This window comes from Providencia sp. PROV040 (genome assembly GCF_032706145.1).
Taxonomy (GTDB): Bacteria; Pseudomonadota; Gammaproteobacteria; order Enterobacterales; family Enterobacteriaceae; genus Providencia; species Providencia hangzhouensis.
In genome coordinates this window covers 2,990,113-3,008,844 of the sequence record NZ_CP120530.1, presented here as the reverse complement: position 1 = coordinate 3,008,844, position 18,732 = coordinate 2,990,113, and the positions used below count along the sequence as shown (strand labels likewise).

Below are 18,732 nucleotides of genomic sequence, written 5' to 3'. Positions count from 1 at the left end.
TGGTGGTATTATTTTAAATAATTTTTTACTCATTTTTTGTGGGCTGATTATTTTATTATATCATAACTTAACGTTTTTGAATGTATTAAAGTTTTATAGTTTATCTGTGTGATTATTATTTGTTTTGGAGTGAAATATAATATATGGATATTAAAAAAAAGAGATGGACAGAATTAGTTATATAAGATTATTATCAATTTGCCATAGAGTAAATTAAATAATTCTTTTGGTTTTATAAACTAAAATTTTCTTTTTAAGAGAGGGTTATGAAAAAATTTAAAACGGTTATACAAGAAAATTCCGCAAATTTAAAAATTAAAAAAGATAGTGATGTATCTAAACTACTTGAACATATCAGAGGAGGGAAGTCTGAAGCTGCTGGTGGATGGGTTAATTTTCAATGGAAAAATTCTTGGTAATACGAGTGCGGCTATGGCCGCATTTTCAATTAATTAATTCAATAGTTAGTTACTATGCTTAAAATTAAACATTTTGAAGTTATACTTAAAATTAGTGAACGTTGTAATTTAAACTGTACATATTGCTATATATTTAACATGGGAAGTGAATTAGCGCTAAATAGTGCTCCAGTTATATCCAATACTACAATAGTAGAACTTAAAAATTTTTTAGAACGAGTGGCAGACGAAGTTGAGCACAATGTAATACAAGTTGACCTGCATGGAGGTGAACCTTTGATGCTCAAAAAAAAGCGATTTATTTACCTTTGCGAAACTCTTCGATCTGGAGACTATAAAGGGGCTGAGTTTCGTATTGGGTTACAGACTAATGCGACATTGATTGATGATGAATGGCTCGAAATTTTTGAAAAATACAATATATCAGTAAGTATTTCTATTGATGGACCAAAACATATAAATGATAGATATCGTTTAGATCATAAAGGGCGCAGCTCATATGAAGCAACAATGAATGGATATCAAGCATTATACTCAGCAGCGGAAAATAGAAAAATTATTCCCACACCGCCAATATTATCCGTTATTAATCCGGACGCTAGTGGAAAAGAACTTTTCGAATATTTTTATCATGACATGAAATGTAGAAAATTTGATTTTCTCCTTCCGGATAATAACTATGTAAATACAGTAGATACAGAAGGAATCAAACGTTTTCTAGTTGATATTTGTGATGCTTGGTTTGCGCAAAATGATCCTGAGTGTGATATACGAATTTTATCAGCCTACCTCAGAATTTTAACTGGAGCTGAGGACTACATAGTCTTAGGTGTTACTCCGCAAAATGAATTACATCAAACAATAGCTATAACAGTGACCTCTACAGGTTATATATATGTTGATGATACATTACGTTCAACACTTTCAGACATTTTTGTTCCAATATGTCACATTAGAGATGCTTCCTATCAAAAAATTATTACCAGTTTTCCGATGCGAGAATTGAGTAAAATAGAGTCTTTTTTACCTGACGATTGTCATGGTTGTATCTGGAAAGCAGTTTGTGCAGGTGGAAGACCTATTAATAGATATTCACAAGATAATGCTTTCAAGAATAAAACAATTTACTGTGATGCAATGCAGTCATTCCTCAGTCGTGGAGCTGCATATCTTATAAATCTAGGTATAAATTCGAATGAAATAGCAAAAAATATAGGGATTGATAAAAATGCATAAATTTTTATTTGTTCTATTTATTACTCTTACTTCATCAATGAAATTTGTTTGGGCTGATATTCGTACTCCTATTACCTTTGATGAAAAGAACATGCCATTAATATCTATGAATATTAATGGCCATGAAATTGACCGGATATCTATTGATACAGGAGCATCGAATTCTTTTTATTTTCCTAAAACTATCTTTGATTTAATTATTCCTGATTTTAATAAACGTGAGGCAGTCGTACAAAATTCTATTGATGTTTTTGGCCATAAAAGTTCAACGGTTATGTCGAAAGGGATTGATATTAAAATTAATGGTGAAATATTTAAAGACATGAATATGGAAATATTAAAACCATGGGGTGAAGGAATGATGGATGAAAACGGAGAATATATTATTAATGGAGTGTTAGGGTTAGGTATTATGAATGGCAATAAAATATTGGTTGTCGATTATATTTCAAATGCTCTAATAATAACAAGTGATTTAAATAAAATTCTTGGAGGTTATGATTGGTATTCTTTAAATTACATTAAGACAAAACAAGGGGTTATGGTTGATGTAATATCTGATAGTAATGAAAAATATAGAATGGTAATTGATACAGGAGCCAGTCATTCAGTTATCTTTACTGGTACTGAAAAAGGCTGTGTTAATGTTTCAACATCTTGTCCAAAAAAAATAATTACAACACCAGACTCTACTAATATTAATGCATTATTATTTCAAGTTAAAGATAGTAGGATAGATTTTGATGGGCTGCTTGGTCATGATTATTTATCAAATAGAATACTAGTTATAACAGATGAACAGATATTGATTAGTCTTCCTAAAAATAACAAATAAGAGCTATTACTTATGGGTATATTTCGTAAGGAAGCTATTGCTAGTAATAAAAGTAATTGGATCGGCAGAAGTTCTAGAAGTATCCCGAAAGCATATGGAATACCTTTTTTCCTAAGTTTTATAATTATTTTATACTGTTATGTCTAATTATTAAAGGTACTTATAGCATTAATGTCGAAGCTTCTGGGGTTGTTGCTTTTAATCCTAATGCTTATTCTCTAATTTCACCTATGGATGGTATGGTCGAAGGAGTAAAAGTTATTGACGGGCAATATGTTAGTGTGAACGAAAAAATAATGTTTATTAATAATAAAATTAAAGGTGCATCAGGAATAGTTTCAAAAGAGAAAAGGAAAAATCTAAATAATATAATGAAACTATTTAATGAAAAAATTATTCTATTAAATAAAAAAAGAGATGTAAACTTATTAAAGTTGTCAGAAGCTATTTTGAATAAGAAAAATGAACTGAGAAATGTTGAAGATTTATTGTCTGTTAATAAATTGATTCTTTCTTATTCAAAAGATAAGTATGATTCTTTTATTAGTTATAAAAAGAAGGGGGTTATTTCTGAAATGATGTTATATAAATCAAGAGAAAGTGTATTGCTTAATGATGAAAAATTAAAAAATACATTAGTTAATTTGACTAGAGTTAAATCTGACTTAATCAATTTGGAAAAGGAAGTTAATATATTGAGTTTTAGTACGGATGAAATGATTAATAATGTAAAGCAATCTATGATTGAAATTTCCCAACAATTAATAGAAGTTGATATTTCTGAAAGTTTAGAAATAGTTAGTCCAATTAGTGGGAATGTTGTTGGCATAAATAAAATACGTGGAAATAAGGTTAGGCAAGGAGATATTGTAGCTTCAGTTATACCTAAAGGTGCGGTTCCTGTTATTAGGTTACAAATTGGTGCAGAATCAGTAGGCGAAATTAAAATTGGACAAAAAGTAAAATTACGAGTAGCCGCTTATCCGTGGAAACGATATGGAAAATTTATTGCTACAATAATCTCAGTTTCAGAAGCTGTAGTTCATCAAGAAAATGGAAAATATTTTGTTGTGACTGTATCTCCGGAAAATCGCATTGGTTTACCTTTAAAGCAAGGAATGCAAGTTGAGGCATCAATCTTGTCAGAGAAAAAAGAGTTATATAAATGGTTATTTAGAATGACTAATTAATAAAACGGTGATATGCATGAAATTCTTATCTATAACTTCTATTTTTAAGAAATCTCTTCCTGTGATTCTTCAAGCTGAAGCCGCTGAGTGTGGCCTTGCTTGTGTGGCAATGATCATGAATTATCACGGTTTCAAAATTGATATGATTTCAATTAGAAAACGCTTTGAAGTATCAAGTAATGGAATGAGTCTTAAAGATATAATAGTTTTAGGCGAAAAATTAAATATGACTTCTTCTCCTGTCAGGGTAGAATTAGATGAGCTGAGGTCTTTATCGCTACCTTGTATTTTGCATTGGTCTTTTAATCATTTTGTAGTCCTTAAAAAATTATCTAGAAATGGCGGAATTATACATGATCCAAGTATAGGGGAAAGAAGTATTACTCATTCTGAGCTATCGAATTGTTTCACAGGAATAGTACTTGAAATGTCACCTAGCTCAACATTTGAAAAAATTGAAAAATCCACGATACTAACACTAAAAGATATGTTCGCTGGAATAGAAGGGAAAACATCAGTATTAGTAAAGGTTATTATATTTTCAGCAGTTATAGAAATTATGACTCTTTTGATTCCAGCATCATCTCAGTTTATATTGGATAATATCCTTAATACAGGAAACTTAATTGCTCTTAATATTATTTTCTCTTTTATTATCATTATGATATTTGTGAGGATGTTGTTTACGTGGTTTAGAGATTGGAATATTACAGCAGCAAAATATACAATTGGATTGATTTGGTCTGAAAGTTTTTTAAATAAGTTAATTAGCCTTCCTATAAATTATTATCAAAAACGTTATTTAGGAGATGTGGTTTCTCGTTTACAGTCATTAAATGAAATTCAAGAGGCATTTACAGCCCGTATGATTGGTGCAACTCTTGATGCAATAATTACAATTTTTCTTCTTTTAGCTATGGGCTTTTACAGTATTACACTATGTATGATGATCGTATTTATTGCATTGATTTATGCTTTGATTAAATGGGCTTTTTTTGGGGTGTATAAAAAGGCTTTAATTGAATTAATTAGTAAAACTGCAGCTCAAAGTTCTCATTTTATAGAAACAGTCCGTGGTATATCAACAATTAAAATGTTATCTCTGAGTACAAATAGAAAAATAAAATGGCTAAGGCTTTCTACAGAGAGTATTTCAGCAAGTATCAAACTTTTTCGTATTGAGCTTATTTTTCGGTTGATCAGTGGGGGCATAACTGGGTTAGTTGCATGTACTGCTATTTATGGTGGGTCACAATTAATTGAAAATGGTTTTTTTACTATGGGTATTTTATTTGCTTTTATGGTATATGCAGATACATTCATACAGAGAACTATAAACTTATGTGATGTAATATATGAATTTAAAATGTTGACTATACATATAGATAGACTTAGTGATGTGGTTTTTACGGAAAGTGAATATTCAGAAATGAATTATACTGAGGATATTTCTGAAAATTTTGACGGTACATTAGAAATATCTTCATTGTATTTCGCTTACTCAAATTATGAGCCTTTTATTTTTAAGAATGTATCTTTTACTGTTGAGCAAGGAGAAAGTGTTGCATTTGTTGGTGTATCCGGATGTGGAAAATCTACATTGCTACATGTTATAGCATCTTTACTTACACCGACAAAAGGAGAAATTCGGTTTAGTAAAATTCCAATATCAAATATAGGAATTGAAGTGTATCGTAAAAACATTTCTTATGTTCAACAAGATGATTTTTTGTTCTCCGGAACATTAATGGATAATATTACCTGTTTTTCTGAACAGGTAGATATTGAATTTATGCATGAGTGTGCAAAGATTGCATCTATTCATGATGATATTATTAATATGCCTAATGGGTATGGTTCTATTGTTGGTGACATGGGGAGTATACTTTCTGGAGGGCAAAAACAAAGAGTTTTCCTTGCGCGTGCACTTTATAGAAAACCTAAAATACTCATTTTAGACGAATCTACCTCAGCCCTCGATATAAAAAATGAAAGAAATATAAATGAATCTATTAAGGCCATGAAGATAACCCGTTTATTTGCTGCACATCGTCTAGATGCTATTTCTGTCGCAGATAGAGTTTTTGATATGGCTACTGGAACTCTGATGACACCACAGAAATATTTTTATTCTTTAAAAATTAATAATTATTCATATCCAAGTGAATTATAAGGGTAAACTAATTTAATTGCTTTATGATTATCTTGAATAAACACTAAAGCAAATTAAACATCAGTGACGGCTGTTTAAATGCAGATCCACTACCACATAGGTGGCTTAGAAGACCGTTGCTATATAATTAAGTATCGATACTCAAACAAACAAATTAAACATCAACGATAGCTGCTCGAAAGCTTGGTGAATCAAACGCTCGGTATAGCGCGGGAGGATAGAAATAATCAGCCCTAACATACTAATTCCAATGGTGAGCGTTAAAGGAAAACCGACTACAAATACCGATAACTGCGGAGTCATGCGGTTTAGAATACCTAAAGCAAGGTTTAGAATTAAAAATAAGGTGATAAACGGTAAGGCCAACATTAACCCATTAATAAATATGGTGTTAGCAAATTGAGCAAATACCCAAAAACCATCGCGATTTAATGGCGCGGTTTGAATTGGGAGCAGTTCAAATGAATTGACTACAATATAAATAAGCCACAAGTGCCCATCGAAAGCGAGAAACAATAAAATAGTAATTACGTTAAATATGCGACCTAAAATTGGCATATTGGGCCCGCCAGTTGGGTCAAAAAAGGTGGCGAAAGATAACCCCATTTGCAAACCAATCACTTCCCCCGCATGACGCACGGCAGCAAATGCCATTTGCATTGTTAGCCCCATCGCAATACCAATCACCATTTGCTGCACGATAACCCATAATCCCATGGCAGAAAATAGGGGAATATTCACGACAGGAAGTTGTGGGGAAACAATCAACACAACAAAAAAAGCCAATGCAACGCGAACTTTGGTAATCGCCTGTTTTTCATTAAAAAAGGGCGCTGTACCAAGCAGCGCCAAAAGGCGTATGAAAGGGTAGAAACCTTGGCTGAGCCACAATGTGAGCGTTTCACTGGTAATGGTTAGCATTGTTAACCAATAATAAACGGTAAGTTGCTAAGCAATGACCGCATATAGTCGGTAAGCAAATTCAGCATCCAAGGCCCTGCAATAATAATCACAGAAATAACCGACAAAATTTTAGGGATAAAAGACAGCGTCATTTCATTCACTTGCGTGGCGGCTTGCAGCAAGCTGATAATTAAACCCGCAGCTAAAGCGGCTAATAACAAAGGGGCAGCTAGCATCAGCGCAATTTTCATCGCTTCAGTTCCCATCGCCATTACTGATTCAGGTGTCATAACTACTCCGAGTAAAATAATCCTAATTAAAAAAGCTTTGCGATAATGAGCCAAGCAATAGTTGCCAACCATCAACTAATACAAACAACATTAATTTAAATGGCAAGGAAACTGTTGCAGGTGGAACCATCATCATCCCTAATGCCATTAAGACACTGGCAACCACTAAGTCAATGATTAAAAATGGAATAAAAATAGTAAAACCAATTTGGAATGCGGTTTTTAGTTCGCTGGTAATAAAGGCTGGGACTAAAATACGTAATGGAACATCTTTCGCTTCTTGAATTTCACCTACCTTGGCTATTCTTGCGAATAGGGCTAAGTCGGATTCGCGTGTTTGCCCTAACATAAAGGTTCTTAACGGTGCTGTCCCTTTCTCTAAAGCGGTTTCGAGGCTAATTTTGTCTTCGCTAAAAGGCTGGTAGGCTTCACGATACACTTGGTCGGCAACGGGTGACATCACAAAAAAGGTCAAAAACAGTGCTAAACCCAATAAGACTTGGTTCGGGGGAGCGGAGGGCGTTCCGAGCGCGTTACGCAATAAACCTAAAACAATAATGATGCGGGTAAAACTGGTCATCATTAATAATAAGGCGGGAATAAAGCCTAATAAGGTCAAAAATAAAAGCGTTTGAACAGGTAAAGACCAAGTTTGTCCACCATCAGCCATTGAATGGCTGATAACGGCTGGTAGTGCCGCAGAAGCGGGATTTGGCAATAAAAACAAGAGGGTAGTAATCGTGAGTAAAGATTTTAGAGGTAACATGAGCGCTTCCGATTACTTATGCATAAGTGTAACTGAAGCCGCACATTTTGCAGCCTCTTGTTTTTTCTTTAATAAAGACTGAAAGGTGAGCGGTTCGGTTGGCAATATCTCAGCGACTTCAGGTGCAGCCGGGTATTGGTGTAAGAGGCTGATATTTTGTGTCGTAACACCTAATACCAAACACTCATTATTCACCTCAATAACCACAACGCGTTCTTTATTACCTAATGAGCAACGGCTTTTGACTTTTACGATTTGCTCTTTGCCCATTTTTTGGGGAGCAAATCCTAATTTTTTCACCAACCAAGCACCTGCTAGTATCAATAAAATGATCCCCCCTAAAGCCCCTGATGTCTGCGTTAAGCTATCATTGTGGTCAATAGCAGGAGTATTAGGTTCACCAGAGGAAACGGTTGTTGATAAAAAAGGCACAGATATCGGTGCCTGCTCAGTTTGATTGGGTATTGCCATTATCAGCGACTCACGAAGTTAATTAACGACTTAAACGGCGCATACGTTCGGAAGGCGTAATGATGTCAGTAATACGAATGCCGTAATTGTCTGAAACCACGACCACTTCCCCCTGCGCAATTAAATAGCCATTGATTAAAATATCCAGTGGCTCACCCGCTAAGCCATCCAGAGAAACTACAGAACCTTGGGATAAGCTCAGTAGTTTTTTAATGGTCATTTTAGTGCGCCCCAATTCAACTGAAAGACGGACAGGAATGTCCATGATCATATCGATATCAGACAGTTGATTTAGCGGGTTTTGTCCATCAAAGTTGTCGAAAGCCTGTGCACCAGCTGAGGCGGATTCCGCTTTTTTTTGCTGTTCCAGCGCTTCAGCCCATAGGTCTTCACTGTCGTGATTGGTTGATGCATCAGGAGAGTTCTTCGCCTCACTCATTGGTACTTTCCTCATCTAGAGTGTTTAATACAGGGTTAATCAAATGTTCTACACGCAATGCATACTGGCCATTTTGAGTACCGTATTGACTGGTTAATACGGGAACGCCATCAACATTAACGATGAGGCGGTCAGGTTTCTCAATTGGGATCACATCCCCTTTTTGCAGTTGCAGTAAGCGAGAAATTCGCATTGGAATGTCAACAAAGTTGGCAACCAACTCAAGTTCAGAACGTTTCACTTGGGTGACAAGGTTGGTGACCCAAGTTTCATTTTCTTGGTGGCCTTGTTCCATTGGTGGGTTTATTAAACGTTCACGTAATGGCTCAATCATGGCGATCGGAATACAAATACTGAATTCACCAACGGTATTGCCTATCTCCACTAAAAACGGTGTGGTAACGACAATGTCATTAGGGGAGGTGGTGATATTAGTGAATTTGACTTGGATTTCAGAACGTACATATTCCACTTCAATATCAGCGATTGGCTTCCAAGCATCGCGATAAGCCCCTAAAGCTAACTTGAGCATGCGATTGATAATGCGTTGTTCAGTATTGGTAAACTCTTTACCTTCTTGTCGTACAGGAAAGCGGCCGTCTCCACCAAATAGATTGTCGACAGCGATGTAAACTAATGCGGGCTCAAAGGTAAACAGTGCCGTGCCTCGTAAAGGCGGCATATGGATTAAGTTTAAGTTAGTTGGTACGGGTAAATTACGCGCAAACTCATGGTAAGGTTCAATTTTAATACCGCCCACCGTAATATCTGGGCTGCGACGTAACATATTGAACAAACCCATACGGAACTGGCGAGCAAAACGTTCATTAATGATTTCGAGAGACTGCATTCGCTCACGAATAACCCGACGTTGAGTGTTCGGGTCGTAAGGGCGAACATTATCTTTCCCTTGAGTCTCTGGCACAGGCGTACTGCTTGATGGCGTATCATCATTAAGCAGCGCATCAATTTCGGCCTGAGATAAAATATTATCGCTCATGAATATTACCGCAGAATAAAAGTAGTAAATAACACATCAGAAATATCCTGATCGGTATCCCCCGGGATCAGGGTAGGGGTAAGAGTTTGCTTGATATCTTTCATTAACTGCAACTTACCTTCATGCGTCTCGATATTTTTTGCTTTTTGCTCTGAAAGCAGCAGTAACATACGGCTACGTACTTCAGGGAGGTATTCATGAAGTTGTTTACGCGATTTTTCATTCGCCAGTCGCAAGGTCACATGGATATAAAGCACACGATCCGGCGCATCAGCAGCACCTGCCAAATTGACGGTAAATGGCTCTAACTCCATAAAAATGGGTTGTGGCATGTTCGGGCGCTTTTCTTCCTCACTCGCCGTTTGCGTGCCTTGTTGTGTCGTCCACCAGGTATAACCCCCAAACCCTGCGCCAGCAAGGGCAAGAAGGGCAAATAGAATAAGCAACCCTTTGTTGGAACTTTTTGATTTTTTGCTCGACGACATTTAGCTGAATTCCTGTTTCTTGGATGCTAAACCCAAATGGGTTTTTACGTTATGATCTCTAGCATTATGGCTTGGTTGCCAAGAGTTAAAGGAGTGAAAAACGAAACAAAAAGGCGGTAACTCGGCGCTTTAGCTAGGAAATTACCGCGATTCGTTTGTTTTTTATGCAAAAGTGTTAATGCCACCTTGTCTTGATGCTACATTTTTAGGTGAAACAGTGGCATTTGCTTCGCTGATACCAACAGCACCAACGGATGGATGTGTCGCTTGAATTTGGCCATCGTTTTGGTGCGCATTTTGCTGAGAGCTATCGGATTGCTGGTTCAAGTTATCTTGGCCAACAGAGCCTTGAGCAAGATGAATACCACTTTCTTGTAGCGCACTGCGTAGCACTGGCATCATGGATTCCATGGCAGCACGTACATGACTATGTGGAGAGACAAAATGCATTACTGCTTGGTTATCTTCGATGCGTAAATGCACACTTAGTGAACCTAACTCTTCAGGGTGCAAACGAATTTGCGCTTGAGAAACCCCTTGGCGAGAGAAAAACAGCATATGTTGGCTTAATTGCTGCTGCCATGCTTCGCTACCTAATTGGCTGGCTAAATGCAGGGTTGGTGTAGCCGTTGGCGCATTCATCGTTGCCGCTTGGGCTGTTGATGTCATTGGCATCATGCTAACCGGCGCAGTTGTTGTATGTTGTGACGATGTGGTGGTAAAAGCACCAGTTTCAGTTTGTAAGGTAAACGCACCTTTTGTGGTTTGGTTTAGGGTATCGCTTGAAACATTTTGTAGGTTTAATACGGGTTCTTTATCACTCACTTTCTTATTTAATGGCATGAAATCAGCAGTTAAATTTTTGCCACGTATATCTTTTGGGTTATCAAGGGGAAAAAGAGACTGGTCACGACGCTCTTCTTTTTCATTCTTAATAAATACCCCAAGCTCTGGGCTGTCTTCTTCGCCCGCTAACTGTAACTGTGAACCTTCAAGATGCTTGCCATCATCTTCATTAATGATGCCATTCGCATTATCCGTTAGGTGCTGCATTTTTTGGGTAAATGCGCCTAAAACCGGGTGTGCTTCTGTTTTAATAGTTGTATTTGTCGTTGCTTGTACTTGGCCAGTTAATGACTGTTTTAAGCTCTCTAGCCACGCTTGCTCGTTAGCATCTTTGCCTGTTAATAACTCAGTGTTAAGTGCAGTTTGCACGCTATCAGAACGTAAGTTACGGCTAAAGTTCAGTTGCTCAATGGCATTTTCAGCCGTTTTTTGCCCAACCTTGGTTTGTTCAATCGTTTCTTTACTCGCTATTGCCAGTTTGTTGTCAACAATATCTTTGTTAAGTGCTTCTTCATTGATCGGTTGATTAGTGACATTTTGTTTTTCAATCGGTTGCTGGTTATCAAGCATGGCTTGAAAGGGGAGTGCAGGGGCTTGATTTTCATCAGCGCGCGATTCATTTTGTTGTATATTGCCATTTTTAGTCGATGATGCGGTTGGCACATTCAGGGCGTTGATGTCCATTTATTGAGGTCTCCGTAAAGTCGCTCGTTGAGCAAATTCATCCATTTGCTTTTGTTCTAAGCGGTTTTGACGTTGGTATTCAGTATGTTCAGCACGTTGAATTAACGTATCGAACGCGTTGACACGCTGTTGTTTTTCTTGCCAATGGCGGTTAGCTTCGTTAACGCGTTGCTCCCATAAATTCAGTTGTTGCTGCTGTTGTTCAATGGTCAGTTCCAATGTGACCAAAAATTGCTGATAATTCTGCCACTTATCCGATTCCATACCCGTATGCAAGGTTTGGTTGAGTTTTTGACGATATTCGGATTGGTAGTTTTCCAACATATTTAGTTGCTGCGCCATTTGGGTGTGGGTTTGGCGCACTTGAGCTAACACTTTTGCTGCTTCTTCCGAGGCTTCAACAGCTAAGGTGAGTAATGTTGTTAAGGCATTATTTTTGGCCATTTATCCCCTCGTTATTCGTTGGGAACCACTTGTGTCAACTGTTCGCATGCGGTTTGATAATCACATCGCTCATCAATATCTTGCTGCAAAAACTTCGACATGCGTGGGTAATATTGGATAGCCGTATCCAACATAGGATCACTGCCCATTGCATAAGCACCGACGTTAATTAAATCTCGGTTGCGTTGGTAACTAGACGTTAACTGCTTGAAACGTTGAATTTTTCGGTAATGTTCTTTAGGAATGAGCTCCGTCATTGCTCGGCTGATGGAAGCTTCAATATCAATGGCAGGGTAGTGCCCTGACTCAGCCAGTGAACGGGAAAGAACAATATGGCCATCCAAAATGGCGCGAGCCGAGTCAGCAATTGGGTCTTGTTGGTCATCCCCTTCCGTTAAAACGGTATAGAAAGCGGTAATTGACCCACCATTTTTCCCATTCCCTGCACGCTCAACTAATGCTGGTAATTTGGCAAATACAGAAGGTGGATAGCCTTTCGTTGCTGGTGGTTCACCCACGGCTAACGCAATTTCCCGTTGTGCCATGCTGTAGCGAGTGAGTGAGTCCATAATCAGCAACACACTTAAGCCTTTATCGCGAAAATACTCTGCGATACGAGTGGCATAAGAGGCGCCTTGCATGCGCAATAGAGGAGACACATCGGCTGGTGCGGCAACGACAACGGCACGTTTTAAGCCATCAGCCCCTAAGATATTTTCAATGAAATCTTTGACTTCACGACCACGTTCACCAATCAACCCGACTACGATAATATCGGCTTGTGTAAAGCGTGCCATCATGCCAAGTAATACGCTTTTACCCACACCAGAGCCAGCAAATAGCCCCATACGTTGGCCGCGACCGACGGTTAATAATGCATTGATTGCACGAACACCGACATCCAATACATTACTAATAGGCGTTCGTTCTAATGGGTTAATTGGTGGGGTAATTAATGGCGCGCGTGTTTTTACCTCTAAGGGGCCTTTTCCATCTAATGGATTACCTTGGGCATCAAGTACTCTGCCTAATAATTCATTACCAATAGGGAGTAAGCGGCTAGTTTGTCCGTCATCACCGGTTGATTGTGCATAAACACGGGCACCCGGGGCGATCCCCTCGAGGTCGGCTAATGGCATCAATAACATTCTTGGGCCGTTAAAACCGACGACTTCACACACCACTTCATCTGAGCCGCCATTAATTGAGCGTTCAATAAAGCAGGTTGCCCCCAAAGGCATTTTAATGCCTTCGGCTTCCATCACTAAGCCAGTGATTTTTGTGAGGCGGCCATAACGACGCACCATCGGGATCCCTTTCATCCGCGATTCTAAATCGTCCAACGAAGCAATCCAGCGTCCCAATCGTGCCGTCATGAAAAGCTCTCCGGTGCATATAAACGACACAATTCTTGCCAACGTGTCGCCACAGTCATATCAATTTCACCGTCTTCAGCGACGACTCGGCAGCCACCGATATGCAGTTTAGGATCAGCGACTAAGCGCCAGCCGTTCAAGTTGAGTAGGGAACCTAGGTGCTGTTCAATCAATTCAAAATGATTTGGGTTGACGTGTAGTTCAGGCCGCCCAGCAAAAATCGGTTTTTGTTGGAGTAACTGGCTGATTTCCTCCAACAATGCAGTGCCATCACAAACGGTGGATTGACCTAAAACTTGCTTAGCCGCAGTCAACGCTATCTGCAACAGTTTAGTGGTCACCACCGTATCAAAGGTATCGAGAGAATAATTGAATTCAGACAGCAGTTTTTGCCATGTTTCAATCACAGGTTGTTGCAAAGCAAGTGCCTGCTCACGCCCTTGTTCTTCTCCAGCTCGTAAGCCTTGCTCAAAACCAGCTTGGTAACCTTCTTGCTGGCCTTTTTCATGCCCTTGTTGGTAACCCGTCCGCTGTGCATCTTCCTTGATGTTATCGAGCAAATTAATTTGCTCTAACACTTCTTTTGGTTCAAGGCACGGGACTTTTGGCGCGTCAGGCTCAGGAACATCACTTAATGCAGGAATGCCTGAGTTGAGATCCCATTGATTAAGCTCACGAAGCTGCCAAGGCTGCCATTGGTCATTTGGAATTGTTGACTTAGACATAGACGTCGTCTCCACCACCTATAGCGATTTCGCCTTTTTCGACTAAACGACGAACGATAAGCAAAATGGCTTTTTGTTCGTTTTCCACTTGAGACATACGCACAGGAGAACGTGATTCCAAATCGTCGCGCACGATTTCTGCAGCGCGAGCGGCCATATTGTTGAGGAAGTGGTCGCGTAGTGCTTGGTTGCTGCCTTTGAGGGCAATAACCAGCGAGTCTGTCGAAACATCCTGCAAAATACGTTGAATGCTGCGGTTGTCCACCTCGATAAGGTTTTCGAATAGGAACATTTCGTCAATAATACGTTGAGCAAGCTCACCATCGTAATCACGCATTGCATCGATAACACTTTCTTCTTGCTGGCTTTTCATCAAGTTGATGATTTCTGCCGCAGTTCTCACGCCACCCATTTTGCTGCGTTTGAGGTTTTGGCCATCCAGTAAGTTGTTCAACACTTCGGTCAATTCCGCCAATGCAGCAGGTTGGACACCACCAAAGGTGGCGATACGTAGCATAATATCGTTGCGTTGGCGCTCTTCGAATAATTCGAGGACATCCGCTGCAAGATTGCGTTTTAAGTGAACCAAAATAGTCGCGATAATTTGCGGATGTTCATCACGGATAATATCGGCAACGGTTTGGGGTTCCATATAGTTGAGGCTTTCGATCCCTGACGTGGTTTCTTGTTTTTCAAAGATGTCCTCAAGTAAGCTTGCGGCGCGTTCTTCGCCAAGTGCTTTCACCAATACAGAACGCAGATAGTCATTCGTGTTGATATTGAGTGCCGCGAATTGAATCGCTGACTCTTCAAATTCAGTTAATACTTCTGCCAATTCATTATTTGAGATTTGGCGCATGTTTGACACTGCCATACTCAATTGCTGAACTTCTTTAGGATTCAGGTGCTTAAATACTTCCGCAGCCTGGTCTTCACCGAGCGTCATTAACATCACGGCACTTTTTTCTGTTCCACTTAAACTCATTGGGATTTTCCTAACCACTGACGGATAACCATTGCCACGATTTGTGGATCTTTTTCTGCCATTTCACGGATACGTTGGCTTTGGATCTCAGCACTAACACGTTGACGAGTCAGGCGACGGCGTGTTTGCTCATCCATTTCTTCATCAATCGCTTCATCAACCACGAGCGGTGTTTTCAGTTGTGTGGCAACAAAAACCTCGGCTTCAGCTTGGGCTTGTTGTGCTTTTCGGTATTTAACCCATTGAGGTTTGATACCGAAACGCCACATAAACCAAGCAATAATGGCAATAAGCAGTATTTTTCCGTAATCCAGTAACTGAGCAATAAATTGTGGGCTTTCAAGCAACGAAGGTGCTTCTTCAACCGGAGCCTCATTGGTAAACAATGAATTAGTAATGTTGAGAGAATCCCCACGTGCAGTGGAAAAGCCCATTGCTTCGCGTGTCAATGCTTCAATTTGTTGCAGCATCTCTGGTGGCAATGGCTTCATTTCTGGGCCATTTTCACCATCTTGTGAATGGTAATTGACAATAACTGCGACCGAGAGCCTATCGACGACACCAATTTGCCGTTGAGTGTGACTAATTTTGCGATCTACTTCGTAATTTGTGGTTTCATCGCTTTGCGAGTTCGAGACACTATTACGGTTATTCGCCGTTTGAGCGCCATCTTTATTGTCTTTATTGGTTTCAATAGGTGCACTTGGTGCACTAACGGGTTGATTTGAAAGCGCACCTGGCACTCCACCGGTTCCGCCATTGTTATTTTGCATACTTTGGCTGTTTTGGCGGGAACGAATGGCCGCACTATCTGGCGTTTGGTTAGGCTTATATTCCTCTGAAGTTTGTTCGACTTTCGAGAAATCCATTTGTGCGGTGACTTGGGCATGAATATTGGCACGACCGACTAACGGTGACAGAATATCTTCAATGCGCTGTTTGAGATGGGATTCCATCTCTTTAGTCATTTTGATTTGTGCGCTGTTCGCCGATTGCTGGCTATTATCGTTATTGGTGAGTAAGCGACCCGCTTGGTCAACAATAATGACATTACTAGAGGTTAGGCCTGTTACGCTACTTGATACCATATGGACAATAGCGCTGATTTGCCCTTCATCAAGCATTCTTCCCGGTAGTAAACCGACCGTCACAGAGGCCGTTGGTAGCTTTTGCTCACGCACAAATAAGGTGGGTTTAGGAATTGCTAAATGCACCCGAGCGCTTTGTACTGGGCTAAGGGATTCAATAGTACGAGAGAGTTCACCCTCTAATGCACGTTGGTAATTGATTTGCTCACTAAATTGGCTGATACCGAATTGTTCTTTATCTAATAATTCAAAACCAGTATTGCCACCTTTAGGTAAACCTGATTGAGCGAGCTTTAAACGTAATTCATGCACTTTATCTGCAGGAACTAAAATAGCGCTACCATTATCAGCAATTTGATATGGCACATTCATCTGAGTTAGCTGGCCAACAATATCGCCACCATCTTTAGCACTTAAATTGCTAAGAAGTACACGGTAGTCAGGGCTGCGTAGCCAGAGGAGAAGGGCGACAATAATTGAAACAGCCGCAGCCGCCGCAATCATTAACGGTATTTTAGGATCAGCTTTAATCCTTTCAACTATAGAGGCAAAACCCTTTTTGGCCTCCCCCGTGTCTTTAGATGCGGCACTCATAAATATTCCCTGCTTGGCAGACTACTAGACGGATGAAAATACTTTTGGTGAAACAATGTTATTTCCCTCTTCGTAACGTCACTTTTTCACTTTGCTATTATTTCTTGTTTTAAGGGGTTCTAATGACGGAATCAGCCTATAAAATTGGTGTTATTTATCGGCTTCAAGTTAAAAAGGGTGTGGTAGGCTAAGCTAGCCAATATAGGTTATTGATAAATTCACATTAATTTAATAAGAAGAGAATCGAATGACAGTTCAAGCGATTGAAGGGGTTATTTCACAATTAAATGTCGTGGCAACCCAAGCCACTAACCCAATTAAACCCGTAATAGAGCCAGTTGGATTTGCTGATCACCTAGTTGCTTCCGTAAATCAAATTAATAAAACACGTAATGATTCAGCTAAGCAAGTTGAAAACTTTACGTTAGGAAAGCAAGATATTTCCTTAAATGACGTGATGGTTGATATGCAAAAAGCAAGTTTAAGTTTACAAATGGGAATTCAAGTACGTAATAAGCTCGTGGCGGCGTATCAAGAAATTATGTCTATGCCAGTATGATTTTACTATCTATTCGAATGTAATAAATTAATTGATTTTTCAGTACTCTGTTGGGAAAGTAATGGGGTAATTTTTTATTGCCAATAATAATCGGTTCGCATATTTTAATTCGATGATTGAGCATAGGAATAACAGTATGAAACGATTTATTGATAAGTATTTTGTTATGGTTTCGTTCGTTATTGTTGGGTTATCATTTGTATTTGCTGGTGGGCTTCCGTTTGACCCAACTGAAAAAAGTAGTCAATCATAACTGTAATGGATTACAAGATTTAAAAGCTGCGTGATGCGGCTTTTTTGTTATCTTAAATCCTACTTTATATATTGTTATTGTGAATTATCAATGGTCATTTTACCAAAGTAGTATCCAAATAATGATTTAGATAAATGATAAATATCGGTATCATGATTAAGTGTTTTTACTTAATTACTGTATTGGAAAAATAAAGGCCATTATGAAAGTAATCTCTTCGCTATTTTGTCTATTTTTAATTACGGGTTGTACATTTACGCCTTCTTTCGAGCCTGATAAACCAACATGGCCAAAGCCACATAAAGACGCCCGTTCATCCGAACAAAAAAGAGCCGATAGAGAAGCGGTACATGAGCAACAGCGAGCGGTGATGAGGGGCGAAAGGCCTGATTATGGTGTTTTTGATAGGTATTAAACCTGAAGATGTTTTCTTTTAGGTTCGGATAAATAGCAAACTATTTGTTTCTTGAATTGATGTGAAAATAAAATTTGCCATTTGGTTATAAGTGTGGCTTAATATGCTCACTGGTTTGGAAGTACAGGCCTATTTATGTTAGTCAGTTTTAAGATGTTCACCATTAAGCGTTATCTCAGATACCACTTCATTGCGAATTCCTTCTAATTAATTCCCATAAGTACCACAAGAACAAACCGCAACATGCCTTATGGCAATTTTAAAAAATTAAAGGAAATTCTATGTCTAATACAATGACTGGTACAGTAAAATGGTTTAACGATGATAAAGGTTTTGGTTTTATCACTCCTGCAGACGGCAGCAAAGATGTATTTGTTCACTTTTCTGCAATTCAAAGTGATAACTTCAAATCATTAGCAGAAGGCCAACAAGTTTCATTCACCATTGAAAATGGTGCTAAAGGCCCTGCAGCAGCTAACGTTATCGCTAAATAACGATAAACGAATCGCTAAGCATTCAAAAACCTCGCTAAATGCGAGGTTTTTTCGTTTTATCG

21 protein-coding genes are annotated in these 18,732 nt (G+C 38.8%); 8 read left to right on the top strand and 13 right to left on the bottom strand.

The window, feature by feature from the left end; all coding sequences use genetic code 11:
• Positions 1-266 precede the first annotated feature (266 nt).
• From P3L40_RS13885 to P3L40_RS13865, 5 genes are all read left to right on the top strand, one after another.
• On the top strand, positions 267-419 hold the full coding sequence (locus tag P3L40_RS13885; RefSeq protein WP_210852630.1) for a hypothetical protein: 153 nt from the start codon (positions 267-269) through the stop codon (positions 417-419).
• 54 nt (positions 420-473) lie between these two features.
• Complete coding sequence (gene xyeB / locus P3L40_RS13880; RefSeq protein ID WP_210852632.1) at positions 474-1,655, top strand: cyclophane-forming radical SAM/SPASM peptide maturase XyeB; 1,182 nt, start codon at positions 474-476, stop codon at positions 1,653-1,655.
• Positions 1,648-2,490 (top strand): hypothetical protein, encoded by an 843-nt coding sequence (locus P3L40_RS13875; RefSeq protein ID WP_136135215.1) that lies wholly within the window; start codon positions 1,648-1,650, stop codon positions 2,488-2,490. The genes xyeB and P3L40_RS13875 overlap by 8 nt, the downstream gene beginning before the upstream one ends.
• 230 nt (positions 2,491-2,720) lie before the next feature.
• Positions 2,721-3,680, top strand: a complete 960-nt coding sequence (locus P3L40_RS13870; protein WP_316927975.1) for an HlyD family secretion protein — start codon at positions 2,721-2,723, stop codon at positions 3,678-3,680.
• Between the two features lie 16 nt (positions 3,681-3,696).
• Complete coding sequence (locus tag P3L40_RS13865) at positions 3,697-5,853, top strand: peptidase domain-containing ABC transporter (RefSeq protein WP_210852636.1); 2,157 nt, start codon at positions 3,697-3,699, stop codon at positions 5,851-5,853.
• A gap of 141 nt (positions 5,854-5,994) precedes the next feature.
• Here P3L40_RS13865 and fliR read toward each other — a convergent pair whose 3' ends face one another.
• From fliR to fliF, 13 genes are all read right to left on the bottom strand, one after another.
• The gene (fliR, locus tag P3L40_RS13860; RefSeq protein WP_136135213.1) at positions 5,995-6,774 is read right to left on the bottom strand and encodes a flagellar biosynthetic protein FliR; all 780 of its coding nucleotides are present in this window, start codon (positions 6,772-6,774) and stop codon (positions 5,995-5,997) included.
• 2 nt (positions 6,775-6,776) lie between these two features.
• Positions 6,777-7,046, bottom strand: coding sequence for a flagellar biosynthesis protein FliQ (gene fliQ, locus P3L40_RS13855; protein WP_004255630.1), 270 nt, complete (start codon positions 7,044-7,046; stop codon positions 6,777-6,779).
• Between the two features lie 22 nt (positions 7,047-7,068).
• A complete protein-coding gene (gene fliP / locus P3L40_RS13850; protein WP_180312019.1) occupies positions 7,069-7,812 on the bottom strand; it encodes a flagellar type III secretion system pore protein FliP in 744 nt (247 codons plus the stop codon).
• 12 nt (positions 7,813-7,824) lie between these two features.
• Positions 7,825-8,283, bottom strand: coding sequence for a flagellar biosynthetic protein FliO (gene fliO / locus P3L40_RS13845; protein ID WP_196731681.1), 459 nt, complete (start codon positions 8,281-8,283; stop codon positions 7,825-7,827).
• 22 nt (positions 8,284-8,305) lie between these two features.
• The gene (gene fliN / locus P3L40_RS13840; RefSeq protein ID WP_004255621.1) at positions 8,306-8,722 is read right to left on the bottom strand and encodes a flagellar motor switch protein FliN; all 417 of its coding nucleotides are present in this window, start codon (positions 8,720-8,722) and stop codon (positions 8,306-8,308) included.
• Entirely contained in the window at positions 8,715-9,722 is a 1,008-nt protein-coding gene (gene fliM, locus P3L40_RS13835; protein WP_004909898.1) for a flagellar motor switch protein FliM, read from the bottom strand. Before fliM ends, fliN begins: the two co-directional genes overlap by 8 nt.
• 5 nt (positions 9,723-9,727) lie before the next feature.
• On the bottom strand, positions 9,728-10,207 hold the full coding sequence (gene fliL, locus P3L40_RS13830; RefSeq protein ID WP_136135211.1) for a flagellar basal body-associated protein FliL: 480 nt from the start codon (positions 10,205-10,207) through the stop codon (positions 9,728-9,730).
• Between the two features lie 162 nt (positions 10,208-10,369).
• Positions 10,370-11,737 carry a flagellar hook-length control protein FliK gene (locus P3L40_RS13825; RefSeq protein WP_136135210.1) on the bottom strand — a complete coding sequence of 456 codons (1,368 nt, stop codon included), beginning with the start codon at positions 11,735-11,737 and terminating at the stop codon, positions 10,370-10,372.
• Positions 11,738-12,181 (bottom strand): flagellar export protein FliJ, encoded by a 444-nt coding sequence (fliJ, locus tag P3L40_RS13820; protein WP_094961182.1) that lies wholly within the window; start codon positions 12,179-12,181, stop codon positions 11,738-11,740.
• Positions 12,182-12,192: 11 nt separating this feature from the next.
• Positions 12,193-13,557 carry a flagellar protein export ATPase FliI gene (gene fliI, locus P3L40_RS13815; RefSeq protein WP_094961183.1) on the bottom strand — a complete coding sequence of 455 codons (1,365 nt, stop codon included), beginning with the start codon at positions 13,555-13,557 and terminating at the stop codon, positions 12,193-12,195.
• Positions 13,554-14,282 carry a flagellar assembly protein FliH gene (fliH, locus tag P3L40_RS13810; RefSeq protein WP_136135208.1) on the bottom strand — a complete coding sequence of 243 codons (729 nt, stop codon included), beginning with the start codon at positions 14,280-14,282 and terminating at the stop codon, positions 13,554-13,556. Before fliH ends, fliI begins: the two co-directional genes overlap by 4 nt.
• Positions 14,275-15,267 (bottom strand): flagellar motor switch protein FliG, encoded by a 993-nt coding sequence (fliG, locus tag P3L40_RS13805; RefSeq protein WP_004255600.1) that lies wholly within the window; start codon positions 15,265-15,267, stop codon positions 14,275-14,277. Before fliG ends, fliH begins: the two co-directional genes overlap by 8 nt.
• Positions 15,264-16,949, bottom strand: a complete 1,686-nt coding sequence (gene fliF, locus P3L40_RS13800) for a flagellar basal-body MS-ring/collar protein FliF (RefSeq protein ID WP_136135207.1) — start codon at positions 16,947-16,949, stop codon at positions 15,264-15,266. Before fliF ends, fliG begins: the two co-directional genes overlap by 4 nt.
• 247 nt (positions 16,950-17,196) lie before the next feature.
• Here fliF and fliE point away from each other — a divergent pair, with 247 nt between their 5' ends.
• The 3 genes from fliE (at position 17,197) to cspA (ending at position 18,670) form a co-directional block, all read left to right on the top strand.
• A complete protein-coding gene (gene fliE / locus P3L40_RS13795; RefSeq protein WP_004255594.1) occupies positions 17,197-17,508 on the top strand; it encodes a flagellar hook-basal body complex protein FliE in 312 nt (103 codons plus the stop codon).
• 455 nt (positions 17,509-17,963) lie between these two features.
• Positions 17,964-18,176, top strand: coding sequence for an AAA family ATPase (locus P3L40_RS13790; protein WP_071585855.1), 213 nt, complete (start codon positions 17,964-17,966; stop codon positions 18,174-18,176).
• Positions 18,177-18,457: 281 nt separating this feature from the next.
• Positions 18,458-18,670 carry an RNA chaperone/antiterminator CspA gene (gene cspA / locus P3L40_RS13785; RefSeq protein ID WP_036957846.1) on the top strand — a complete coding sequence of 71 codons (213 nt, stop codon included), beginning with the start codon at positions 18,458-18,460 and terminating at the stop codon, positions 18,668-18,670.
• Positions 18,671-18,732: the final 62 nt, after the last annotated feature.